The sequence below is a fragment of the Microbacterium sp. JB110 genome (genome assembly GCF_003335195.1).
GTDB lineage: Bacteria > Actinomycetota > Actinomycetes > Actinomycetales > Microbacteriaceae > Microbacterium.
The window spans coordinates 427,517-451,724 of the sequence record NZ_QPGM01000003.1 but is presented as its reverse complement, the minus strand read 5'-3'; the positions used below and the strand labels follow the sequence as shown (position 1 = coordinate 451,724).

Below are 24,208 nucleotides of genomic sequence, written 5' to 3'. Positions count from 1 at the left end.
ATGAGCGGGGCCGGCCGCACCGCACTCACCGCGTTCACGGCCGTTGCCACGACCGCGGCTGCGGCCGCAGTGTGGGGCATCGGAATCGAGCGGCACCTCTACACTCTGAAGTCGCACGTCGTGCGAGTGCTCGAGCCGGGGAGCCGCCCCATCCGGGTGCTGCACGTCTCCGACGCACACCTCGCGCCGTGGCAGCGCCGCAGGCGTGAGTGGATCGCGCGCCTGGCCGGGTTGCGCCCCGATCTGGTGGTCAACACCGGAGACAACCTGGGGCATCCGGATGGACTCGAGGCCGTGCGCGAAGCGTTCGCGCCCTTCGCCGGCACGCCGGGGGTGTTCGTGCACGGGTCGAACGATCTGTGGGCGCCCACGCCGCGCAACCCGCTCAAGTACCTCGCGGGCCCGTCGAAGCACCGTGTGCACGCGAACCCGCTCGACACGGCAGCGCTCGACGCGTTCCTGAGCGACGAGGTCGGCTGGACCGCGCTCGACAACACCGCCACGACGATCGAGGCGGCGGGCTCCCCCATCCGGTTCGTCGGCACGAACGACGCACATCACGACCTCGACGACACCGCTGCCGCCCGAGGCGCTCTGGCGGAGCTCCCGGCCGCACCGCTCACGCTCGGTGTGACACACGCGCCGTATCAGCGCGTGCTCGACGACTTCGTCGATGCCGGCGTCGACGCGCTGTTCGCCGGACACACCCACGGCGGTCAGGTGCGCGTGCCGTTCTACGGAGCGCTGGTGGCCAACTGCGACTTGCCCGCCGAGCAGGCGCGGGGTCTGTCGACCTGGGCGCACGCCGGCCGCGCCGTGCCGCTGAACGTCAGCGCGGGGCTCGGACATTCGATCTACGCGCCGGTGCGCTTCGCCTGCCGGCCCGAGGCGTCGCTGATCACGCTGGCCCCGCGTCCGGCATAGAACGCTCCCCCGGCCGGTCTCGCGCCGGTGCTCGATTCAGCCGCGACCCGGTGCTCACCATCGGCCTTACCCGCCGGTGTGCCCCGCACCACCGAGGCCGCCCGAGCATTCGCCGGCAGCGGCGGAGCAGAGACGCCGGCCAACGCTGCCGCCGGACACGATCCCCGCGTCGGTTCGAAGCACGGCTTCGGATCGGTTAGACTAGTCGGGTTGCGCCGCGTTCGCCGCGGAAGCAACGGGGTGTGGCGCAGCTTGGTAGCGCGCCTCGTTCGGGACGAGGAGGTCGCAGGTTCAAATCCTGTCACCCCGACACTATTGAAAGAGCTCTCGGCACATCGTGCCGAGAGCTCTTTCGTCTGTCCGGGAGCCAACGGTGCCGAGCTACCGGGGGCGACTGGCCAAAACGGAGCCCAGCTCCCACGCCTCCTTCTCTCGTCCGGGAACCCGACGGAGGGAGATTCGAACTCGGCCAGGTTCGTGCGCCCGGCGAGCGTTATTGCCGCGCAACATAGACGGTGTTGCTCGAGACGCCACCGGTGAGCGGGTTGGCGAACTCGACGACGTGGGCAGCAACGGTCGAGAACACCTCGCTCAGCACGGCTTCGAACACCTGATCGGGTCGGTCGTCCGACCACAGCGCGAAGACGCCGTCGTCTGTGAGATGACGGGACAGCGCGGCGAGGCTCGGTGCGGTGTAGAACGCCTGGTGCGTGGGACTGAGGGCGTGGTGCGGCGAGTGGTCGATGTCGAGCAGGATGGCATCGTATGTTCGCTCGGGCTCGGCCGCTGCCAGCCGGAAGAAGTCGTCCTGGACCAGCTGGCAGCGCGGATCGCTGCCCAGTTCGACGACGTCCGGAAGGAGCCCCCGACGGTGCCATTCCAGAACCGGTTCGTTGAGCTCGACGACGGTGACCTCGGCGACCCTGGGGTCTGCGAGCGCTGCCTGCGCCGTGTATCCGAGGCCCAGCCCGCCCACCATGACGCGAAGTCGCGGTCGATCGATCTCGGCGAGCGCGAGGTGCGACAGCTCGATCTCCGCCGCGGTGAAGAGGCTGGACATCAGGAACTCTTCGCCCAGCTTCACCTCGTAGACGTCTGAGTCAGTCACCAGGTCGTGGCGCCGGCGCAGGCTGATCTCACCCTGATCCGTCTGCTGCCAGTCGATCTCTTCGAATCGCAAAGCCATGTCTTCTCCTCGTACTTCCTCATTGCGGAGCGGCGAGGCTCGAGCCTGACGCGATCCGGGCTGGCGAGGATCCCTCGCCACCCGTCGTAGCACCCTGTCACATCAGTATCGATGAGACGAACCGCGCGTGGCTGCTCTCATCCGGGTGCTCTGCTTCTAGACTCGGCGAGTTCGTTCATGAATCAGCGTCAAAGGAGTCGCATGTCGACGACGACTATCGCGGGGCGCTCGGCCGCTCTGCAGGCCATCACCGCCAAGCCGGGGTTCAATCGCTGGCTGATACCCCCCGCGGCGCTCGCCGTGCATCTCTGCATCGGCCAGGCGTATGCGACGAGCGTGTACAAGGCGTCGCTCGTGGAGCACTTCGACGCCAGTCTCACCGCCGTCGGCATCATCTTCTCGATCGCGATCGTCATGCTCGGGCTGTCCGCGGCCATCTTCGGCACCTCGGTGGACAAGTACGGCCCCCGCCGCGCCATGATCGCCGCCGCGCTGTGCTGGGCCGTCGGGTTCTTCGTCGGCGCGCTGGGCATCGGCACAGGCCAGCTCTGGCTCGTCTATCTCGGATACGGCGTCATCGGCGGCATAGGTCTGGGAATCGGGTACATCTCGCCGGTGTCGACGCTGATCAAGTGGTTCCCCGACCGTCCGGGGCTCGCCACGGGCATGGCCATCATGGGGTTCGGCGGCGGTGCGATGATCGCCAGCCCGTTGTCGTCGTGGCTGCTCGGTGTGTACGACTCCGGCTTCGCCACCAACAGCGGTGTCGCCACCGGCGACGCCGTGATGAAGCTGTTCCTCACGCTCGGCGTGGTCTACCTCGTGGTGATGCTGTTCGGCGCCTGGATCGTGCGCGTCCCTGCTCCCGGATGGACGCCGAAGGGCTTCGATCCGGCCGCGGTGAAGACCAGTGCGATCGTGACCGACGCGAACGTCTCCGCCAACCAGGCGATCAGGACGCCGCAGTTCTGGCTGCTGTGGATCGCGCTGTTCTGTAACGTGACGGCGGGAATCGGAATCCTCGAACAGGCCGCGCCGATGATCCAGGACTTCTTCCGCGACAGCCCGATGGCCGTCGGCGCCACCGCGGCAGCCGGCTTCGTCGGCGTGCTCAGCCTGTGCAACATGGCCGGACGCTTCGGCTGGTCGTCGGTCTCCGACTACATCGGCCGCAAGAACGTCTACTACCTCTTCCTCGCAGTCGGCATCGTGCTGTTCCTGCTGCTGGCGTTCACCGGTGGTTCTGCGGTCTGGCTGTTCATCATCGTCACCGGCATCCTGATCTCGTTCTACGGCGGCGGGTTCGCCACGGCGCCCGCCTATCTGCGCGATCTGTTCGGCACCTATCAGGTCGGTGCGATCCACGGCCGACTGCTGACGGCATGGTCGGCCGCCGGAATCGCCGGGCCGCTGATCATCAACGGCGTTCTCGACACACAGGGCGAGCCGGGGACGCTGCACGCCGCCGCGTACCAGCCCGCGCTGCTGACGATGGTCGGCATCCTCGTGGTCGGCCTCGTCGGCAACGTGCTGATCCGCAGCGTGAACAGCAGGCACCACGTCGATCCGTCGAGGGTGCCGTCGGCCGCTTCGACCGAGAGCAAGGACGGCAGCGGGCACCACGTCAAGGTCGCCGGCGACGTGCACTTCCCCTCGTGGCTCGCGTGGCTGATCGTGGGAGTCCCGCTCACCATCGGCATCCTGCTGACGTTCGTCAATGCGCTGAAGCTGTTCTCCTGAGCCCTCTGGGGCGGGAGGCCGTTCCGGCAGGCGACTTCCCGCACCGGAACCATGGCGCGCAGGCGCTTCGCGAACCGGATGTCTGTGGCTGCGCATACGCTGGATCACATGGATGAAGAGGAGCTGGTGAAGGACGCCCTGCGAGGCTTCGACCGCTCCCTGCTGGAGTATCGTGCGCTGCGCGACGCCATGGAGCTGGAGATTCCCCAGCAGCTGAAGCAGTGGGGCGTGTTCGACTTCCGCGTCGAAGCCCGCGTGAAGAAGCGCGGTTCCTTCGAAGCGAAGGTGCGCCGCGACCCGGCCAAACCCGTGCACGACATGGTGGGTCTGCGCATCATGGCGTTCTTCCGCAGCGACCTGACCCGGGTGGAGCGGATGACCAGACGCGTGTTCGAGGTCGTCGAAGAGTCGTACATCGACAAGGGAAACCTGCTCGGCGACGAGAGCTTCGGCTACCGCAGTGTGCAGTTCGTGGGCCACACGCGCGGTGCAGAGCCGTTCGACGCGTTCGCGGCCGGGCTCCCGGTCGAGATCCAGATCCGCACCATGCTCGAGCATGTCTGGGCCGAGGTCGAGCACGACTTCCGATACAAGCCGCAATCCGCCTCACCGGATCCGGAGATCAACCGGCGCTTCGCACTCACCGCCGCTCTGCTCGAGCAGGCCGACCGCAACCTCGACGACATCCGGCGCTCGATGGAGGATCGCTAGGCGCACCGCCGCTGGCCTTCCGGTGTGGCTTGCTGCCGTTCCGCCGTGCCCACAGGCACTCCCGTGTGCCGAACTGTGCCTCGCGCGCCGCGGTAGCGCAACCTCGCACATGGGAACCGGCGCCCCGCCACCCGACCCGAGACCGGCACCGCCGGTAGGAACCCAGGCGGGGCGACCGGTGGGTCACCTCACGAAGGGGTGCTCCACGCCGAAGGCGCGAAGCAGCGCGTCGGCTTTGGCGACCGTCTCCTCTGCCTCGGCCTCGGGGTGACTGTCGATCGTGATCGCGCCGCCCGTGCCGATCGTGACCTCGCCGTCGGCCACCACCGCCGTGCGGATCACCACCGACAGGTCGACCGCGCCGCATCGCGAGAACGCACCGAGCACCCCGGAGTACACACCGCGAGGCTCGGCCTCGAGCTCGTCGAGCAGCTCCACGGACCGCCGCTTCGGTGCCCCGGTCATCGACCCCGGCGGGAACAGCGCTTCGGCCGCGCGCACCCCTGCCGCGTTGCGCGGCCGCAGCTGAGCGCGCACGGTCGTCACCAACTGGTGCACGGTCTCATATGACTCGACCATCATGAAGGTCGGCACGTCCACCGTGCCCGGCTGTGCGATGCGGCCGAGATCGTTGCGCAGCAGATCGACGATCATCAGGTTCTCGGCGCGCGTCTTCGGGTCGGCGGCCAACTCGCTCGCCGCACGCGCATCGGCATCCGGATCGGTTTCGCGCCGCACCGTGCCCTTGATCGGTTTGGTCTCGGCCGCCCCCTGCGGATCGACGCGCAGATACCGCTCGGGCGAGCACGACAGCACCTCGCGCCCCGGCAGTCGCAGGTACGCGGCATTCGGCGCAGGATTCGCCTCGCGCAGCTTCCGGTACACCGCGAACGCATCGCCGGAGAACCCGAACCGCAGGTTGTAGGTGTAGCACGCCTCGTACGAGTCGCCCGCATACAGCCAGGTGCTCACCTCGCCGAGATCGGACAGGTACTGCTCCCGGGTCACCGACGCGCGCGCAGCACCAGTACCGCTCCCGGCTGCGCCGACGACACCACCTGCGTCCGGCGCACCATCACGGGAAGCGCTCAACGCCCCGTCGACCACGACACCTGCACGGCACCCGCTCCCCCGTGCACCGCAGGCGACGGCCAGCGTCTCATCGAGCCATGTCTCGGCATCCGGAGCGTCCTCATCCGGCCCGACTGCCACCACGATCAGCTCGTCGGTGTCATGGTCGAGCACGACGAATCGGCTGAGATGCACGAGCTGCGCGGCCGGCTCGTCAGGTGCCGGCCGCGCGCCGAGCGTCTTCGCGTCGTACCCGACGTAACCGATGTAGCCACCCGCGAACGGCAGGTCGTCGATCGTGTCGACCGGGTGCTCTTCGATCCTCGCGGCGAGCGCGCCCCACACGTCGGCATCGCCCGTCTCGCGCCCGTCGATCCGGATGCCGCGGGGCGTCGCCTCGAGCGCGTGGTCGTGCGTCGTCTCCGGCGCCCCCATGATCGACCAGCGGCCCATGCCGTATGCGCGGCGGGCGCTGTCGAGCCATACCGCGGTCGAGCAGTCGCCGTACAGTGCCGCGAACAGCGCGGCGGGCTCGCTGATGTGCGCGCGGGTGCGACGCGTCAGCGCGCGCCAGACCTGCTCAGGCATCCGGCGTCCTCTCATCGAGGAAGGTCTCGATCATGCGGGCGCCGTGCCTGGTGCCGATCGACTCCGGATGGAACTGCACGCCCGTCCAGCGCCGGTCTTCGGTCTCGCCCGCCATCGGCAGGCCGTCGCGCGAGCGCGCCGTGATGCGAAGCGGCGCAGGCTCAGCGACGACGAGCGAGTGGTAGCGCACCGCGTCGAACGTCTCGGGGACGCCGGCGAACATCGCCGACCCGTCGTGTGTCACGGCTTCGACGAGCCCGTGCGCGGGCCGCGGTGCCTTCTCGACTCGCCCGCCGAGCGCCACGGTCATCGCCTGGAAGCCGAAGCACACGCCGAACACGGGCACGCGCGCGGCGTCGAGCACGTCGAGGGTGTGCCCGACGTCGGCTGCACGATGGGGCGAGCCCGGCCCCGGCCCGAGCACGATGTGCGTGGCCGCAGCGATCTCCGCGGCATCGACCAGGTCGCTCTGCACCAGGCGCGGCTCGGTTCCGGTGAGCACCCAGAGGATCTGCGCGATGTTGCCCGTGTACGAGTCGTAGTGGTCGACGAGCAGCACACGAGGCGGCTCGGGCGATCGGGTCATCCTCACATTCTCGCGCACACCGCAGCGCGGCCGGTTCCGCTCCCGCTGATCGGAAGGGCCGGATGCCGCAGCGGCGGCCCGGCACGGCCGGTCCGGATGTGCCGAGGTGGCGTTGTGCCCTCGGCACTCGCCCCGTCGTCGGCGTGCACGCCTTGTTCCCGCTCATCCGGGATCGCTCATCCCGGATCGCTCATCCGCGCTCGAATAGGATCGACGGATGCCGCAGAATTCCCCGCTCGTCGTCGCCTTCGACCTCGATGACACGCTCGCACCGTCGAAGAGCCCGATCGATCCGCGCATCGGCGACCTGCTCATCCGGCTCGCTGAGCGCGTCGAGGTGGCGATCATCTCGGGCGGGCAGATCGAGCAGTTCCGCGCGCAGGTCGTCGACCTGCTGCCGGACGCACCGGATGCGCTGTCGCACGTGCACCTGCTGCCGACCTGCGGCACGCGGTACGACCGTTTCGACGGCACGACGTTCATGCCGGTCTACGCGCACGGTCTCGAGGCCGAGGAGAAGGCTGCGGCGATCGACGCCCTCGAGCAGGAAGCCCGCGCGCTCGGGCTGTGGGAGGAGCTCAGCTGGGGCGAGAAGATCGAGGACCGCGGTTCGCAGATCACCTTCTCGGCCCTGGGCCAGAGCGCACCGGTCGACGCCAAGCGCGAGTGGGATCCGGACGGCGCGAAGAAGAACGCCCTGCGGCAGGCCGTCGCGGCCAGGGTGCCCGAGCTCGAGGTGCGCTCGGGAGGATCGACCTCCGTGGACATCACGCGCAAGGGCATCGACAAGGCGTACGGCATGCGCCGCCTGTCGGAGCAGACCGGCATCGCCCTGGGCGACATGCTCTTCTACGGCGACCGCCTCGACCCCGACGGCAACGACCGCCCCGTGCTCGACATGGGCGAGGTCGCCTGCGTCGCCGTCACCGGCTGGGAGGACACCGCCGACCACCTCGACGCGCTGCTCGAGGAGCTGCCGGCGCGCGGCTGATCCCGCCGGTCACCCCGCGAAAGTACCCCTTGTGATCGAGTGGCCCACTTAGATCCGGATGCAAGTGGTCCGCTCGGTCACAAACGGTACGCTCGCGCGCGGGGCGCTGCGCCCCGCCGCCGGCGGCTCACCCCACAGGCGTCAGGCGCGTGAGCTGGGTGACGTGGCGAGGCTCCAGCTCCTCGAGGGACGACACGCCCAGCAGCGCCATGGTGCGGCGGATCTCGGTGCTCAGGATCTCGATCGTGCGGTCGACGCCCTCGCGGCCGCCGGCCATCAGGCCGTACAGGTAGGCGCGGCCGATCAGCGTGAACTTCGCGCCGAGCGCCATCGCGGCGACGATGTCCTGGCCGTTCATGATGCCGGTGTCGACCATCACCGTGGCGTCCTTGCCGACCTCGCGCACCACCTCCGGCAGCAGCCGGAACGGGATCGGCGCGCGGTCGAGCTGGCGCCCGCCGTGGTTCGACAGGATGATGCCGTCGACTCCCCTGTCGATCAGCTTCACCGCATCCGGCACGTTCTGCACGCCCTTGACCACGATCTTCCCCGGCCACATCTTCCGGATCACGTCGAGGTCGTCGTAGCTGATGGTCGGGTCCATCGCGGCGTTGAGCAAGTCGCCGACCGTGCCGCCCGTCGACGACAGCGACGCGAACTCGAGCTTCGGCGTGGTGAGGAAGTCGATCCACCACCACGGCCGCGGAATCGCGTTCGCGATCGTGCCCAGTGAGAGCTGCGGCGGGATGGAGAAGCCGTTGCGCCCGTCGCGCATCCGGTTGCCGGCGACCGGGGTGTCGACGGTGAACTGCAGCGTATCGAAGCCGGCTTTCGCCGCGCGCTCGACGAGTCCGTACGAGATCTCGCGCTCGCGCATGACATACAGCTGGAACCAGTTGCGCCCGTTCGGGTTCGCCTGCTTGACGCTCTCGATCGAGGTGGTGCCGAGCGTCGACAGCGTGAACGGGATGCCCGCTGCCCCCGCCGCACCTGCGCCCGCCGTCTCGCCCTCGGTCTGCATCAGCCGGGTGAATCCGGTCGGCGCGATGCCGAACGGCAGCGCCGACGTGCCGCCGAGGATCTCGGTGGAGGTGTCGACGTTCGGCGCAGGGGTGAGGATGTCCGGATGGAACTCGATGTCCTCGAACGCCTGCCTCGCGCGCTGGATCGACAGCTCCTGGTCGGCGGCGCCGTCGGTGTAGTCGAAGGCTGCTGCCGGGGTGCGACGCTGGGCGATGTCGCGCAGGTCGTAGATCGAGAACGCCTTCTTGAGCCTGGCGTCCCTGCCGAACTCCGGCAGCTTGATCTTCAGGAACTCCATCACCTCTCGGGGATTGGGGAACTGTCGCTGAACCATGGGGTCCTCTCTCGTCAGACGTTCTCGCGCATCTGCGCGTAGTAGCCGGTGATGTGGTCGTTCACGAGGCGCGCGGCCTCGTCTGGAGTGCTGTTCCGGATGGCGTCGAGAAGGCCGGCATGCTCGTCGCGCAGACGCGCCGCGGTCGCCTCCCAGTCGGCGATCGTCGCCGCGCCCGCGGTGACGTAGGCCTCGATCGCACTGCGCAGGCCGGCCATCACTGTGGAGATGACGGCGTTTCCGGATGCTTCGGCGAGCGCGTGGTGGAAATTCTGGTCGAGCACGAGGAACTCTTCTCGTGTCAGATCCTGCGTGGCCATGGCGTCGAGCAGAGCGTCGGCGACCGACAGGTCGGGCTCGTCGCGGCCGGCCAGCTCGCGCACGACGGCGCCCTCGAGCACGAGGCGTGTGGTGACGATGTCGGGGAAGGCGAACGCCTGTGCCGCGGTCTGCAGCCGCAGCAGCGCGCCGAGGCCGCCCGCGGGCGTCGAGACGATCATGGCCCCGGATGAGGGACCCGAGCCGACCGCGGTGCGCACGACGCCCATCACCTCGAGCACGCGCAGCGCCTCGCGCACGCTGGACCGGCCGACGCCCATGGTGCTGGCCAGCTCCCGCTCGCCGGGCAGCCGGTCGCCGGGGCCGAGTCGACCGCTGAACAGGTCGGCTTCGACACGGTCGAGCACGCTCCGCCAAGCCTTCGGCGTCTCAGCCATCCGCGCCCTCTCGTTCCGTCTCGCCTGCTCCGGACATCCGGTGTGGTCAGACCACTATGGTCCGACCACAATAGCACCCGGCGCACCGGAGCGAAGTGTCGAGGTGATGGACATCCTGCGCAGAGCGACGTCGGTGGCGATCGTCGAGTTCCGCCACAAGGGGCTGGAGGAGCCATACCGAAAGGGCACCAAGAGAAGCATGCGTCGGATCACGTGCCCAGCACCGCCGCATCTCCACTGCATCAGTACCATCGCGCTTCGCAGTTGTGGCACGATTCAGCACTCGGTGGGCTCAAGGAATTCTGCTTGCCGCAACTCTCCGAGCACAGCATTCACCACGCATCACCGGCCCGCGCCGGACATCCGCTCAGGTGCGACGAACGGTCGCTGAAGCCGCGGAATGAGGGCAGTTCGCCGCACCTGAGCGGCAGGGCGCGGGCGCTCAGCCCTCGTAGCCGGCGGGGTTGCGCTGCTGCCAGTTCCAAACGTCGCGGGTCATGTCGTCGATGGTGCGGGTGGCCTTCCAGCCCAGCTCCTGCTCGGCGACGGCCGGGGCGCAGTAGGTGGCGGCGAGGTCGCCGGCGCGGCGGTCGGCCATCGTCTTGGGCAGCTCGCGGCCGACGGCCTTCTCGAACGATGAGATCAGCTCGAGCACGCTGACCGGGTTGCCGGTGCCGAGATTGTAGGCCTTCAGACCCGGCTGTGCCTTTTCGAGCGCGGCGACGTGGCCCTCGGCCAGGTCGACGACGTGGATGTAATCGCGTTGACCGGTGCCGTCTGGGGTGTCGTAGTCGGTGCCGAACACGTTCACCTCGGGCAGTGCGCCGACGGCGACGCGGGCGACGAAAGGCATCAGGTTGTTCGGGATGCCCTTCGGGTCCTCTCCGACAAGACCGGACTCGTGGGCGCCGACCGGATTGAAGTAGCGCAGCATCGTGATGTTCAGTTCGGGGTTCACGCGCTGCACATCGGTGAGCACGACCTCGTTCATCAGCTTCGACTTCGAGTACGGGTTCGAGATCTCGACCAGGTTGCGCGTCGCCGTCTCGGCGAACGGCAGGTCGGCCGGGTCGGAGTACACGGTGCCCGTCGACGAGAAGATGAACGAGGCGATGCCGTGCTCGATGCCGACCTCGAGCAGTGCGAACGTCGTATCGAGGTTGTTGCGGTAGTACTCCAGCGGCTTCTCGACCGACTCCCCCACGGCCTTCTTCGCCGCGAAGTGCATGATCGAGTCGAACGGCCCGAACTCGTCGAACGCGCGCCGCACGTCGTCGACGCTCGCGGCGCTCCCGGAAGCCAGCGGCGCCCGCTTCCCGGTGATCTGCTCGATGCGCTCGGCGACGACGGCGCTGGTGTTGCTCATGTCATCGAGCAGCACCGCCTCGTGACCCGCCTCGAGCAGAGCGATCGCAGTGTGGGTTCCGACATATCCGGCACCGCCGGCAAGAAGTACGCGCATGGCTCCAGGTTATGCGGCAATCATTCGGGAACCATGAATGCGCACCGCCGACGGCGCCTCGGATCAGGTCAGCTCGACTCGCGGATGGCGCTCACGTACTCCTGCACCCGCGCGAACACCTCTTCGTCGTACGGCCCCCACTCCGGATGCGGCGTCGCTTCACCGCGGTAGGGTTCGTCGGCGTAGCGCTCCTGGTATTCGGCGAGCTTGCGCTCCAGGTCGACGCGGATGCCGGCGTAGCCGGGGTCATCGGCGACGTTGCGCACCTCGGTCGGGTCGGCGTGCAGGTCGTACAGCTCCCACTCCGACTCGTAGATCGTCTCGGATGCGCCTGGCACGCCGAGACCGGCCCCGTAGTAGTGGATCAGCTTGTAGTCGGCCGTCCGGATGCCGTAGTGGGCCGGGGCGCCGTGGATCGGGTCGTCGTGTTCCCAGTAGCGGTAGTACGCCGCATCGGGCCAGTCCTCGACGTCTTCGCCGCGCAGCAGCGGTCGGAAGCTGCGCCCCTGCGACGTGGGAAGCGCCTCCTGCGGGTCGAGGCCCGCGATGTCGAGGAAGGTCGCCGCGAAGTCGACGTTCGTGATGATCGCCTCGCATCGCGATGCCGCAGGCACCTCGGCGGGCCAGCGGATCAGCATCGGCATCTGCAGCGACTGGTCGAACATGAGCCGCTTGTCGAACCAGCCGTGGTCGCCGAGGAAGAAGCCCTGGTCTGAGGTGTAGACCACGAGCGTGTTCTCTGCGAGCCCCTTCTCCTCGAGGTGGTCGAGCAGGCGGCCGACGTTGTCGTCGATCGACTGCACCGTCTGCAGGTAGTCGCGCATGTAGATCTGGTACTTCCAGCGCATCCGCGCCTCGCGATTCTCTTCGCCCTGCAGGTGCTCCGGAACCTCCTGCTTGAGGTCGTCTGCGCCCATGTCGTCGGCGAGCGTCATGTGCACGTTGCGCACCGCCTTGCTGCGCGTGGCGTAGTCGTCGAAGAAGGTCTCCGGCTCTGGGATGTCGCCGTCGGCATAGAGGTGCTTGTGCTTCTCATCCGGAATCCACGGACGGTGCGGGGCCTTGTGGTGCACCATCGCGACGAAGGGCTCGTCGCCGACCGAATCGATCCAGTCCAGCGCGAGGTCGGTGACGATGTCGGTGGCATAGCCGGAAACGGTCTGACTGCCGTTCTCGTCGATCATCTCCGGGTCGATGTAGTCGCCCTGACCGGGGAAGATCTTCCACGCGTCGAAGCCGCGAGGCAGCGATACGCCGTGCTCGCCCAGATGCCACTTGCCGAACATGCCGGTGGCGTAGCCGCGCTCGTGCAGCGCGTCGATGAAGGTCGGCACCCGGTAGTCCATCTCGGTCCAGATGGAGGAGACGCCGTTGACGTGGCTGTAGGTGCCGGTGAGGATGGACGCCCGCGACGGGCTGCAGATGGAGTTCGTGCAGAACACGGCGTCCATCCGCACTCCCTCCTCGGCGATCCGGTCGAGGTGGGGCGTGCTGTTCACACGGCTGCCGTACGCCGAGATGGCGTGGGCGGCGTGGTCGTCGGACATGATGAAGATGATGTTGGGCTGAGCCACGGTTCCTGCTCTCGCGTTCGATTCGATCAGTTTGCTGCGGGGATGCGCACGTCGTCGCTGCCCAGGTGACCGAGCCGCCAGGCACGCGCCCAGCGCTCTTCGTCCGACGGCGGAAGCGCGCCGACGGCGATGCGCCAGACGCGTCCGTCCTGCTCCGGATTGCCTCCGATGCGCTCCTGGAGCCCTCGCTCAGGCAGTGCGACGGGCGGCTCGGACGTCCATGCCACGAGCGCGCCGTCTGTGTCGCAGTTCAGCTCCACCGAGCCGTCCCCTCGCGCCAGCACTCGGGGCGCCGGCGTCGTGGGAATGGTGCCCTCCGGTCGCCACGAGCGGATCAGCTCCTCCTCGTCGACGACACCCAGGTCGCCGACTCTCTCGATCCACCCGTCCAGCGCCGCGGCGAGCTCGTCGCGCACCTCGCGGAACTGCGGGTCCGTCGCGAGGTCGACGGTCTCGTGCGGGTCGGCCGCGATGTCGTACAGCTCCTCCACAGGCTTGTTCTCGGCGGTCACGCGGCGCTGCAGCGGGGTGAGCCTGTCCTCCGGATCACCGGCGGCACGCTGACGGGCCTCGTCGTTGACGCGGCCGCGCAGGTCGCGCCACGTCGAGAACTTCTCGGCGAACTGCTGGTGCTGGAAGGGGGAACGATCCGGATGCGCGTGGCGCACATAGCGGAAGCGTCGATTGCGCACGGTGCGTGAGCTGTCGCGCTGCTCATCCATCCGGTCCCTGCCGCCGAAGGCGTACTCCCCCTGCTCGTGCGCGAATCCTGCCGCGTCGAACAGCGGCGACGTCTGCATGTGCTCCGGCACGTCGAGCCCCGCCATCCGCAGCATGCTCGGGGCGATGTCGGCCAGGTGGACCACGTCGTCGCGGGCGGCGTCTGCCGCGACCCTGCCCGGCCAGCGCACGATGAGCGGAATGCGCAGGCCGGCCTCGGTCGCCCAGCGCTTCGCCCGCGGGAATCCGGCTCCGTGGTCGCTCCAGAACACCACGATCGTGTCGCGCTCCAGACCGTCCTCCGCCAGCTCGGAGAGGATGCGTCCGACCCATGCGTCCATCGTGGAGATGAGGTCGTGGTACCGCGCCCACGCGGTGCGGAACACCTCGTCGTCCGGATGATACGGCGGCACGGGAACGGTCTCCGGATCATGCCTGGCGCCATTCGGAAGCTCAGATGTCACGCGCACGAAGTCGTCATCGTCGAGGTAGATCTGCGACTCGTGCGTCACCATGCCGTGGAAGGAGGCGAAGAACGGCTGATCCGGATCCGGCCTGTTCCGCCAGTGCGCCGTCGGCGAGCAGTCGTCGAACGCCGTGCCGGGCACGGGGAGCTGGAAGTCGGTGAACACGTTGTTCGTGGCGTAGTAGCCGGCCTGTCGGAAATACTCGCTCAGCAGCCGCACCTCGGGCGGCGGCACCGCCTTGGAACGCATGTTGTGCGTGCCGATCGAGGTCGGGAAGCACCCCGTCATGATCGACGAGCGCGACGGAGCGCACACAGGGGCCACCGCGAACGCGTTGTCGAAGCGCGTGCCCTCTGTGGCGAATGCGTCGAGATTCGGCGTCACAGCGGCTTCCGCCCCCGGCCATACGTCGCGATAGCAGCCGAGTTCCGGGTTGATGTCGTGGGTCGAGATCCACAGGATGTTCGGTCGCTTCGCCTGCACGGTCATGCGTCGGTCGCCATCAGTGCTTTGCGCTGCTCGCGGCGGGTGCGCTGCTCCTCGGGGTCGGAGACGGGCGAGGCCGCCAGCAGCCTCTGCGTGTACGGATGCTCCGGATGGTCGGTCACCTGCTCGCCGTCGCCGAACTCGACGATGTCACCGTGGTACATCACCGCGATCCGATGGCTGATGTGGCGGACCACCATCAGGTCGTGTGAGATGAACAGGTACGCCACCCCCGTGCGGCGCTGGATATCGATGAACAGGTCGAGCACCTTCGCCTGCGTCGACAGGTCGAGCGCGGACACGGGCTCATCGCACACGATGAGCTTCGGGTCGAGCGCGAGCGAACGGGCGATCGCGATGCGCTGCCGCTGGCCGCCGGAGAACTCGTTCGGGCGACGACCTGCCGCGTCGACGGGGAGGCCGACGGCGTCGAGCAGCTCGTGCACCTGCACACGCGCCTCACGATCGGAGGTGCCCCGCACGGTGAGCGGCTCGGCGAGGATGTCGCCGATCGTCATCGCGGGGTTGAGCGAGGTGTACGGGTCCTGGAACACCGCCTGCACATCGATGTCGCGACGCTGCTTGCGGGTGAGCCCGACGAGCGAGCGCCCCTCGAACTCGATGGAACCCTCCGCCACGGGTGCGAGGCCCAGGATCGCTCGCCCGAGCGTGGTCTTGCCTGAGCCCGATTCCCCGACGAGCCCGACGGTCTCGCCCGGTGCGATGTCGATCGACACTCCCTTCAGCGCTCGGAACCTCTCGCTCCGCCTGCGCCCGGGGAACTCCACGACGAGGCCGTCGACCTCGAGGATCTTCTCAGTCATCGTGCTGCCTCCTGCTGCTGGGCGAACTCCCGGTCGTTCGTGCGGCGCGGTGCTGTGCCGTCGAGCGTCGAGGCCAGGAGGGACTGCGTATAGGCGTGCTGCGGATCGCGGAGCACCGCGTGCACCGGACCCTGCTCGACGACGGCGCCCTGCTTCATCACGACGACGGAGTCGCACAGGTCGGCGACGACGCCGAAGTTGTGCGTCACGAACACCATCGAAAGGCCGCGCTCGTCGCGCAGGCTGCGCAGCAGCTCGAGGATGTCAGCCTGCACCGTGACGTCGAGCGCCGTGGTCGGCTCGTCCGCGACGATCAGGTCGGGGTCGCAGGAGACGGCACCGGCGATCAGCACGCGCTGCGCCATGCCTCCCGAGACCTGATGGGGGTAGGCGCCCATCGTGCGCTCCGGATCGGTGATCCCGACACGGGCGAGCAGCTCCAGAGCCCTGCGGCGAGCGTCGTCCTTGGACACGCCGAGGTGCTTGCGCATCGGAGCGATGAGCTGATGACCGATCGTGAACAGCGGATCGAGGTTGGACATCGGCTCCTGCGGAACGTACGCGATGCGACTGCCGAGCAGTGCGCGCTGCGCCGACCCGTCGTCGGCGAGCAGATCGGTTCCCTCGTGCAGGATCACCCCGTTCTCGATCACGGCACCGCGCGGCAGCAGGCCGAGCACCGACCATGCGGTCTGGGTCTTGCCCGATCCGGATTCTCCCACCAGGCCCACGATCTCGCCGCGGCCGACGTCGAATGCGACATCCTCGATGACGGTCTTCAGCCGGTCGCCGTCGGGATATCCGACCGTGAGGCCGCGCACGCTGAGCACCGAATCTGCGTCCGCATCGGACGGCTGTGTCTTGACGCGCTCCGTGCCGCCGCGCCATTTCGGGGCGATCGGCTTGTCCTCGAGCGCGTCGCGCAGGGCGTTCGCGAGTAGGATCAGCGCGCCGATCGTCAACGCGATCGCGAGACCGGGCCACAGGATCAGCAGCGGTGCGATGTACAGGTTGCGGAACGCCTCGCTCAGCATGACGCCCCAGGTCGGCACGGTCTGGTCACCGAGGCCGAGGAACTCCAGGCCGGACTGGATCGCGATGGCGATCCCGCCGATCGTCGCCGCCTGGATGATGATCGGGGCGCGCACGACGAACAGGATGTGGCGCGCGATGATGCGGGCGTCGGACAGACCGCTCACGCGGGCCGCGTCGACGTAGAGCTCCGCGCGCACTTCGCGGACGCCGCTGCGCACCAGGCGGAAGATGCTCGGCGAGATCAGCACGCCGAAGATCGCCATCGTGATCCACAGCGACGGCCCGACGACGACCCTGACCGCCAGCAGGATCATCATGCTCGGCATCGCCATCACCAGGCTCGTGGTGAGGTCGCTGAGAGTGTCGAACCAGCCGCCGTAGAAGCCGGCGATGAGGCCGGCGACGAGGCCGACGACGACCGCGACGATCAGGGAGACGGCGGCGCCCAGCAAGGTGAGATGGCCTCCCGCGAGGAGGCGTGACACCACGTCGCGCCCCGCAGAGTCCGCGCCGAGCCAGTGTGCGGCGCCAGGCGCCGCAAAGGCGTCCTCCAGGTTCACCAGATTCGGATCGTGCGGAGCGATCACCGCGGCGAGCGCGCTGAGCACGATGACGGTGCCCAGGATGATGACAGCGGTCAGGCCCAGCGGATTCCGCAGGAGCCGCCCGGTGAGCGAGAGGTTCTTGCCGCCCTTGTTGGCCTTGAGGGCGACGGATTCCAAGGTTCCAGTACTCATGACAGACGCGCTTTCGGGTTGATCCATCCGGTGACGATGTCGATCAGCAGGTTGACGACGACGACCATGGCGACGCTGACGACCACCACGCCCATCACGAGCGGGATGTCGCCGTTCGTGGTGGCGGAGGCGATGGTCTCGCCGAGGCCCGGCAGGGCGAACACGCGCTCGACCACCACCGCCCCGCCGAGCAGGGCCACGAACTGCAGTGCGAGCACCGTCAGCGCCGGCGTCGCCGCCCCGCGCAGAACGTGCACGAACAGCACGGTCCGCTCGCCCAGCCCGCGACTGCGCAGGGTGCGCACGTAGTCGCGCCCCTCGACCTCGATGAACGCGCTGCGCACCTGCTGCGTCACGGCCGCGATGGCGCCCAGTGCCAGCGCGATGATCGGCAGCGTGATCGATGCCGTCCATCCGGTGAATGAGTCCGATGGAGAGACGAAGCCCGTGGCAGGGAACCAGTGCAGCGACAGTGCGAACACGATCACGAGCATGAGGCCGACCCAGAAGTTCGGTGCGGCGGCGCCGAACACCGAGATCACCTGCACGACGCGGTCGACCACGCCGCGCCGCGTCGCTGCGAGCACGCCGAGCAGGGTCGACACGATGGCGGTGACGATGACGGTGCCGACCACGAGCGACATCGTCACGGGCAGGCGCGAGGTGACGGTGTGCCAGACTCCTTCGCTGGTGAACCAGGAGGCGCCGAAGTCGCCGCGCACGGCGGAGAACAGCCACTCACCGAACCGCACGGCCAGCGGCCGGTCGAGCCCGAGCTCAGTGGTCTTGGCCGCTATCTGCTCTGCGGTGGCCTGGTCTCCCAGGATGCGGATCGCGATGCCGCTGCTGTTCGCGTTCATCAGCAGGTAGGTCAGCGATGATGCGACGACGAGCAGCACGATGCCCCCGACGAGGCGGCGAGCGATGAAACTCAACATGGTTGTCTCCTGTCGTCACTCGTCGAGCGTGTAGTTGTAGATGGAAGGCGCGGCCTGGCCCGCCTGGCCGGCGACGGTGAGGCCGTTGCGCGAGACGACGCCCTGCTGCACGCGGTAGAACACGACGTTCCATGCGTCTTCGACGGCCACGGAGTTGATCTCCTGGGCTGCCGCGTCGTAGACATCCGGATCGGTGAGGTTCGACAGCGCGCGGCTGGCGGCGTCATCGATTCGATCGTCCTGGGACTTGTAGACGTTCCACGCCGAACTCGGCAGCAGGAACCGGCTGATGGTGCCCCACGCGGTCGGCGGCTGAGCGAACGACATCCAGCTCACCGCGAACTTGCCCTGGCGCAGTGACGGGATGAAGTCCGCCGGTGCGACTTCCTGCCACTTCACGCTGATTCCCACGGCTTCGAGGTTCTGCCCGACGGCCGCGAGCATCGCCGGGTCCATAGTGGAGCTGCTCGGCATGGTGATCGAGAAGCCGTCCTCGTAGCCGGCCTCGGCGAGAAGCTCGCGCGCCTTGTCAGGGTCGTAGGAGTAGTAGTCGTCGTACTCGGGGGCGTACGCCTCGGAATCGACGTTGAAGGTCTGGTCAGTCGGCTCGCCGTACCCGAGGTCGACGGCCTTGAGGATGGCATCGCCGTTGACCGCATAGTTCATTGCCTGGCGCACCCGCACATCAGCGAGCGCCGGAACGATCTCACCGCCGCGGTCGAAGATCGACAGCCCGTACCAGTTCACCTGGAACTCGGTCACGTTCAGGCCGGATTTCTCCGCCTCGGGAATCTGCTTCGGCTCGATGATTCCGGTGTCGACCTCACCCGACTTCATCGCGTTCATGCGTGCAGACGAATCGCTCATCGGCCGGATCACGAGGTTCTCGAACCAGTCCCACTCTGCGTCGTCATCCCAGTAGTCGTCGCGCTTGACGTAGGTGTATCGATCACCCGCGACCGTCTCGCTGCGGATCAGTTCGTACGGCCCGGATCCGATCGGCACCGTGTCGACGGTGTCGCTGTCGAACTGCGCAGGGCTGGCCATGTAGCCGGCGCTGTTGCCGAGGTACTGGAAGATGTCGGGGTCGGGCTGGGAGAACTGCAGCTCGATCGTGTCGTCGTCGACGACGACCACATCGGTCATGTTGGCAAGGTTCGCCGAGAACGGGCCGCCGGAATCGCGGAACCGCTCCAGGTTCACCTCGGCGACCTCTGCTGTGAACTCCTCGCCGTCGGAGAATGTGACATCGTCACGCAGGTCGAGCGTCGCGGTCAATCCGTCGTCCGACAGGCTCCAGTCGGTCGCCAACATCGGCGCGAGCTCGCCGTCCGGCATCCGCCGGATCAGCGTGTCGAACACAGGCTGGAAGTACTGGGCGAAGTTCGCCTCCGCGGCCTGGCTGGGATCGAAGCTCGTCGGCTCGGTGACGGCCGCGACAGCGAGCGTCGACCAGTCATCCTTCGGCGCCGCTCCTCCCGTCGATGCGCACGAGGCGAGTCCGATCGCAGTTGCGCCGGCCAACAGCATCGCGCCGCCGATGCGGGTCACTCTCTTCACAAGCACCCCTTCGTCTGTGTGAATCCGTCGGCATCTGTGCCGACCCACGAGACATTAGCACTTTGCACATACATCGACAAGAGAGTGGTGCGTGAAATCTCACACAGTCGAGGTCACTGCGGGCGCCGCGCCTCCCACGCCGGATCCGGCCACACGGCGCCCGTGCGCTCGATGTAGCGGCGCAGTCGCCGCGCTGTCGTGCGCAACCACGAAATATGTGCGGTGGCGAGCATGTTGCCGCGCGCATCGCCCAGGTGGTGGACCTCGTCCATCCACTCGCCGTCCATGAGCGAGTTCGTGCTCCGGATGAACTGCACATCCGGCTCCCAGATCGATTCCTGCTCCTCGCGGAAAGCCAGCTCCGTTTCGACCAGGCGAAGCGCGATGACGGGCGACACCACGCCTGCCAGGCTGAAGTGGAGCTGGAAATGCGCATCCAGCGGGCGTTCGGACGGCACGAAGGGCGCCTCGATCCAGTCGAGGTACACCCCCCATCCGTCAGGCGTGAACGAGTAGACCTTCGCGTCGGGCCCACTGCGCGAATCGTCCACCTCGAAGGAGATCAGCCCTCGCTCGACGAGTTTCGCCAGCTGCCGATAGATCTGCGATGACTGCGGCACATAGCCGTAGATGCGACCGGACTGCTCGAGGTATCGCCGGATGTCGTATCCGGCGCTCGGCTTGCGCATGATGATGCCCAGGAGCACCGACTCCAGCAGGTTGAGTTTTGCCACAATGTCTCCGTACTCTGTCACTAGTGACATAGTTGCTTCGTCGCCAACATGTGACGATGCCTGGATCGATAATAGATCCGTCCGACTCGACGAGGAGCAGGCGATGACCGGCAGACCGAACATTCTCTTCATCACCGCAGACGACATGGAGGGCACGACGCCCGGCGCGTTCGGCGGCCAGAACGATGTCACGCCCGCGCTCGACGCGCTCGCCGCATCCGGAGCCGTCTTCGAGCGCGCCCACGTGCCGATCGCGGTATGCCAACCCAGCCGGTCCGCCATGATGACCGGCAGATGGCCGCACCGCAACGGCGCAGAGGGCTTCGAGCCGATCGACGACGATGTGCCCGTTCTCACCCGGCTGCTCGCCGATGTCGGCTACCGGGCAGGCATCCTCGGCAAGGTGACCCACCTGCAGCCCGTCGAGCGCTTCGAGTGGGATCATGCGGTCGACATGGCGGAGCTCGGCATGGGCCGCGACCCCGATCGCTATGCGGAGGAGATGCGAGCGTTCCTCGAGGGCGCGGACGACGAGCCGTGGTTCCTGATGCTGAACGCGCACGACCCGCACCGGCCGTTCCACGGCGCGGAGGATGTCGGGCGCTTTTTCTCGGATCAGCAGCAGGAGGGCATTCCTTCCCCCAGCCGCATCTTCTCCCCCGGTGAGGCGGAATCCGTTCCCGGTTATCTCCCCGACCTTCCCGAGGTGCGGCGCGAGTACGCCCAGTACCTCAGCTCGGCCAGGCGCTGCGACGACGTCGTCGCCGCCGCCCTACGGGTGCTCGAAGACACCGGCACCTCGGAGGACACGGTCGTCGTGTTCCTCTCAGACAACGGCATGGCCTTCCCGTTCTCGAAGGCGAACTGCTACCTGCAGTCCACCCGCACGCCGCTGATCGTGCGCTGGCCGGGCAGCGTCGCCCCCGGCACGCGCGTGGAGTCCGCGTTCGTGAGCATGCTCGACCTGTTCGCCACGTTCTGCGACATCACCGGAGCAACGGCGACGCCGAACGACGGCTCGTCGCTGGTGCCTCTGCTCACCGGCACGACCGAGCAGCATCGCGACCATGTCGTCACGGTGTTCCACGAGACTGCCGCGAAGAAGCGCTACGAGATGCGGTGCGTGCAGGACGGAACGCACGGATACATCTGGAACGGCTGGGCCGACGGCGAGACGGAGTACCGCGCAGAGAACATGATCGGGCTGACGTGGAACGCCATGGTCGAAGCGGCACAGCAGGACTCCGCATTGGCCGAACGCGTGTCGTTCTACCAGTCGCGGCAAGCCGAAGAGCTGTACGACCTCGCGGCCGACCCGGATGCGCTGCACGACCTCAGCGGCGATCCGAGCGTCCGACTGGCGCTCGCCGGGATGCGCGAGGCGCTCCGTGCGTGGATGGTCGAGACCGCGGATCCACAACTCGCCGCGTTCGACGCGTCGCTGCGCGACTGAGCCTCACCGCTCGGAACAGAAGAAGCGGCCTCCCCGCCGAACTGACTCGGAAGGGAGGCCGCTTCTTCGCGGGTGTTCCTACTTGCCGGCTTCGAGGATCCGTGCCACGACATCCGGATCGGTGCCGAAGCTCACCAGACGGCTGAGCGGCAGGTCTCGGCCCATCGGGGTCAGCTCCCCGTCGATCATCATGCTCTCGCGCAGCCAGCCCTTTGCAAGCTCCTCACGGGCGATCGGGCCGGCGACCGGATGGGCGAACGCCTCGCCGAGCGACGCGTCACGGTTGAGGGCGATGACGAACTCGTCTCCGGAGAGCTCCACGCTCGCCTCACCTCGCAGGTCGCGGCTCGACGCGCCGACGGAGACGACGTACTCGCCGTTCTCGACGATCCAGCGGCCCACGCGCGTCTCCCAGTACGCCAGGTCGCGACGGCGCACCGTGAGGCTCACCGCCACAGTCTCCCCCGGCTGCACCTCGACGCTGCGGAACGCCTTCAGCTCGCGCGGCGCCCGCTCCACGGCCGAGCCCGGTACTGCCACGTAGGTCTGCACGACCTCGCGGCCGGCGACGGAGCCCGTGTTGGTCACCTCGACCGTCACGTCGATGCCGCCCTCGGCGTTCACAGCCGCCGTCGGTGCACCGTAGGAGAAGCTGGTGTAGCTCAGGCCGTGCCCGAACGGGAAGGCGACATCCATCGTGCGCGCGTCGTACCAGCGGTAGCCGACGTACAGCCCCTCGCCGTAGCTCACGTGCTGCCCCGCGCCGGGGAAGGATGTGTAGGACGGGGTGTCCTCGAGGCGGTACGGGAAGGTCTCGGCGAGGCGACCGGAAGGGTTCACCGCGCCGAAGAGCACGTCGGCGACACCCGACCCGCCCGCCTGGCCCAGCAGCCAGGTCTCGACGATCGCCGGCACGCGGTCGGCGAACGGAAGTGCCACGACGCCGCCGTTGGAGAGCACGACCACCACGTTGTCGTTGACCTCGGCGACCGCGTCGAGCAGTGCGAGCTGCGCCTCGGGCAGGTCGATGTGCTCGCGATCGAAGCCCTCCGACTCGTCTTCGTCGGGGAGCCCGACGAAGACGAGCACGGCATCCGCACCCTTCGCCGCCTCGACAGCCTCGGCGCGCAGTCGCTCGACGACCTCCGCGGCCGGCTTCGGTGCCTTCGCCCCCGACATGCCGATGCCCTCGGGGGCCTCCGGCAGCACGTAGCCCGGCGCGTAGACGACATCGCCTGCGACCTCGCGAATGGCCTCGAGCGCGACATCGACGCGGGTCGGGTTGATGTGGCTCGATCCGCCGCCCTGGTAGCGCGGCTTCTCGGCGAACTCGCCGATCACGGCGATGCTCTGCTCGGGCTTCAGCGGCAGAGCACCATCGTCGTTCTTGAGCAGCACGATGGAACGCCCCGCGGCCTCGCGGGCCAGCGCGTGGTGAGCCTCGATGTCGAGCGCTCCCTCTGCGGCGGCGCGCTCGTTCGCGCGGCGGATGAGATTCAGCACGCGACCGGCCGAGCGATCGAGGTCGGACTCGTCGAGTGTGCCTGCCCTGACCGCGTCGACGAGCTGGCGGTCGGTGAGGCCGCCGGAAGCGGGCATCTCCAGGTCCATGCCGGCACGGATGCCCTCAGTGCGCACGTTCGATGCGCCCCAGTCGCTGATGACGAGACCGTCGAAGCCCCATTCGTCGCGCAGCACCTCGGTGAGCAGGAACGGATCCTCCGATGCGTACACGCCGTTGACGCGGTTGTAGGCGCACATCACCGTCCACGGCTGGGTGTCTTCGACGACGCCCTGGAACGCGCGCAGGTAGATCTCGCGCAGCGGCCGAGGCTCGATGTCGCTCGACGTGCGCATCCGGTCGGTCTCCTGGTTGTTCGCCGCGAAATGCTTCAGCGACGTGCCCACACCGTGCGACTGGATGCCCCGCACGATGCCCGACCCCATGTCGGAGGCGAGGATCGGATCCTCCGAGAAGTACTCGAAGTTGCGACCGCACAGCACAGAGCGCTTGATGTTCACACCGGGGCCGAGGACGACCGCGATGTCCTCGATGGCCGCTTCCCGGCCGATCGCTTCGCCGACCCGGCGCGCCAGATCCGGATCCCACGACGCACCGAGACCGACCGCCGGCGGGAAGCAGGTGGCGGGCACGGAGGCGTTCAGGCCGAGGTGATCGCTCGCCCCCGCCTGTTTGCGCAGCCCGTGCGGGCCGTCGGTGACCATGATGCTCGGCACGCCGAGGCGCTCGATGCTCTTGAGACGCCAGAAGTCGAGCCCGCTCGTGAGCGCGGCCTTCTCTTCCAGCGTGAGGTCCGAGATGTCGGGGAATGACGCGTCGGTCATGA

Annotated in this window: 19 protein-coding genes and 1 tRNA gene; 6 read left to right on the top strand and 14 right to left on the bottom strand. The window is 68.0% G+C overall.

Annotated features, from left to right (window positions below; all coding sequences use genetic code 11):
• Together CIK77_RS08260 and CIK77_RS08255 are read left to right on the top strand one after the other, a co-directional pair.
• Positions 1-924 carry a metallophosphoesterase gene (locus tag CIK77_RS08260; RefSeq protein WP_087056064.1) on the top strand — a complete coding sequence of 308 codons (924 nt, stop codon included), beginning with the start codon at positions 1-3 and terminating at the stop codon, positions 922-924.
• 236 nt (positions 925-1,160) lie between these two features.
• A tRNA-Pro gene (locus tag CIK77_RS08255) sits at positions 1,161-1,234 on the top strand.
• Positions 1,235-1,417: 183 nt separating this feature from the next.
• Here the strand turns inward: CIK77_RS08255 and CIK77_RS08250 are convergent.
• Positions 1,418-2,110 (bottom strand): spermidine synthase, encoded by a 693-nt coding sequence (locus CIK77_RS08250; RefSeq protein WP_087056063.1) that lies wholly within the window; start codon positions 2,108-2,110, stop codon positions 1,418-1,420.
• Between the two features lie 201 nt (positions 2,111-2,311).
• On the opposite strand from CIK77_RS08250, the gene CIK77_RS08245 reads away from it, so the two are divergent.
• Together CIK77_RS08245 and CIK77_RS08240 are read left to right on the top strand one after the other, a co-directional pair.
• Positions 2,312-3,850 carry an L-lactate MFS transporter gene (locus CIK77_RS08245; protein ID WP_087056062.1) on the top strand — a complete coding sequence of 513 codons (1,539 nt, stop codon included), beginning with the start codon at positions 2,312-2,314 and terminating at the stop codon, positions 3,848-3,850.
• 108 nt (positions 3,851-3,958) lie between these two features.
• Positions 3,959-4,561: a GTP pyrophosphokinase gene (locus CIK77_RS08240; protein WP_170934219.1), complete on the top strand. Its 603-nt coding sequence runs from the start codon at positions 3,959-3,961 to the stop codon at positions 4,559-4,561.
• Between the two features lie 183 nt (positions 4,562-4,744).
• On the opposite strand, the gene CIK77_RS08235 is transcribed toward CIK77_RS08240, so the two are convergent.
• Positions 4,745-6,220, bottom strand: coding sequence for an anthranilate synthase component I family protein (locus CIK77_RS08235; RefSeq protein WP_212647517.1), 1,476 nt, complete (start codon positions 6,218-6,220; stop codon positions 4,745-4,747).
• Positions 6,213-6,806 (bottom strand): anthranilate synthase component II, encoded by a 594-nt coding sequence (locus CIK77_RS17905; protein ID WP_212647516.1) that lies wholly within the window; start codon positions 6,804-6,806, stop codon positions 6,213-6,215. Before CIK77_RS17905 ends, CIK77_RS08235 begins: the two co-directional genes overlap by 8 nt.
• Positions 6,807-7,023: 217 nt before the next feature.
• On the opposite strand from CIK77_RS17905, the gene CIK77_RS08230 reads away from it, so the two are divergent.
• On the top strand, positions 7,024-7,797 hold the full coding sequence (locus CIK77_RS08230; RefSeq protein ID WP_087056060.1) for an HAD-IIB family hydrolase: 774 nt from the start codon (positions 7,024-7,026) through the stop codon (positions 7,795-7,797).
• 127 nt (positions 7,798-7,924) lie between these two features.
• Here the strand turns inward: CIK77_RS08230 and CIK77_RS08225 are convergent, their stop codons facing one another.
• The 10 genes from CIK77_RS08225 to CIK77_RS08180 all read right to left on the bottom strand — a co-directional run bounded on the left by CIK77_RS08225 (position 7,925) and on the right by CIK77_RS08180 (position 20,407).
• Positions 7,925-9,154, bottom strand: coding sequence for an alpha-hydroxy acid oxidase (locus CIK77_RS08225; protein ID WP_087056059.1), 1,230 nt, complete (start codon positions 9,152-9,154; stop codon positions 7,925-7,927).
• 14 nt (positions 9,155-9,168) lie between these two features.
• Positions 9,169-9,870, bottom strand: coding sequence for a FadR/GntR family transcriptional regulator (locus tag CIK77_RS08220; RefSeq protein ID WP_087056058.1), 702 nt, complete (start codon positions 9,868-9,870; stop codon positions 9,169-9,171).
• Positions 9,871-10,312: 442 nt separating this feature from the next.
• The gene (galE, locus tag CIK77_RS08215) at positions 10,313-11,332 is read right to left on the bottom strand and encodes a UDP-glucose 4-epimerase GalE (protein WP_087056057.1); all 1,020 of its coding nucleotides are present in this window, start codon (positions 11,330-11,332) and stop codon (positions 10,313-10,315) included.
• Between the two features lie 68 nt (positions 11,333-11,400).
• On the bottom strand, positions 11,401-12,906 hold the full coding sequence (locus CIK77_RS08210; protein WP_087056056.1) for a sulfatase family protein: 1,506 nt from the start codon (positions 12,904-12,906) through the stop codon (positions 11,401-11,403).
• Between the two features lie 26 nt (positions 12,907-12,932).
• Positions 12,933-14,582, bottom strand: coding sequence for a sulfatase family protein (locus CIK77_RS08205; RefSeq protein ID WP_087056055.1), 1,650 nt, complete (start codon positions 14,580-14,582; stop codon positions 12,933-12,935).
• On the bottom strand, positions 14,579-15,403 hold the full coding sequence (locus CIK77_RS08200) for an ATP-binding cassette domain-containing protein (protein ID WP_087056054.1): 825 nt from the start codon (positions 15,401-15,403) through the stop codon (positions 14,579-14,581). The genes CIK77_RS08205 and CIK77_RS08200 overlap by 4 nt, the downstream gene beginning before the upstream one ends.
• Positions 15,400-17,175, bottom strand: a complete 1,776-nt coding sequence (locus CIK77_RS08195) for a dipeptide/oligopeptide/nickel ABC transporter permease/ATP-binding protein (protein ID WP_170934218.1) — start codon at positions 17,173-17,175, stop codon at positions 15,400-15,402. Before CIK77_RS08195 ends, CIK77_RS08200 begins: the two co-directional genes overlap by 4 nt.
• Positions 17,172-18,113 carry an ABC transporter permease gene (locus CIK77_RS08190; protein WP_087056052.1) on the bottom strand — a complete coding sequence of 314 codons (942 nt, stop codon included), beginning with the start codon at positions 18,111-18,113 and terminating at the stop codon, positions 17,172-17,174. Before CIK77_RS08190 ends, CIK77_RS08195 begins: the two co-directional genes overlap by 4 nt.
• A 15-nt stretch (positions 18,114-18,128) precedes the next feature.
• A complete protein-coding gene (locus tag CIK77_RS08185; RefSeq protein WP_087056051.1) occupies positions 18,129-19,673 on the bottom strand; it encodes an ABC transporter substrate-binding protein in 1,545 nt (514 codons plus the stop codon).
• Between the two features lie 113 nt (positions 19,674-19,786).
• Complete coding sequence (locus tag CIK77_RS08180) at positions 19,787-20,407, bottom strand: PadR family transcriptional regulator (protein WP_170934217.1); 621 nt, start codon at positions 20,405-20,407, stop codon at positions 19,787-19,789.
• A gap of 103 nt (positions 20,408-20,510) precedes the next feature.
• Here CIK77_RS08180 and CIK77_RS08175 point away from each other — a divergent pair, with 103 nt between their 5' ends.
• A complete protein-coding gene (locus CIK77_RS08175) occupies positions 20,511-21,860 on the top strand; it encodes a sulfatase family protein (RefSeq protein ID WP_087056050.1) in 1,350 nt (449 codons plus the stop codon).
• A gap of 78 nt (positions 21,861-21,938) precedes the next feature.
• On the opposite strand, the gene CIK77_RS08170 is transcribed toward CIK77_RS08175, so the two are convergent.
• A complete protein-coding gene (locus tag CIK77_RS08170) occupies positions 21,939-24,206 on the bottom strand; it encodes a glycoside hydrolase family 3 C-terminal domain-containing protein (protein ID WP_087056049.1) in 2,268 nt (755 codons plus the stop codon).
• Between the last annotated feature and the right edge of the window lie 2 nt (positions 24,207-24,208).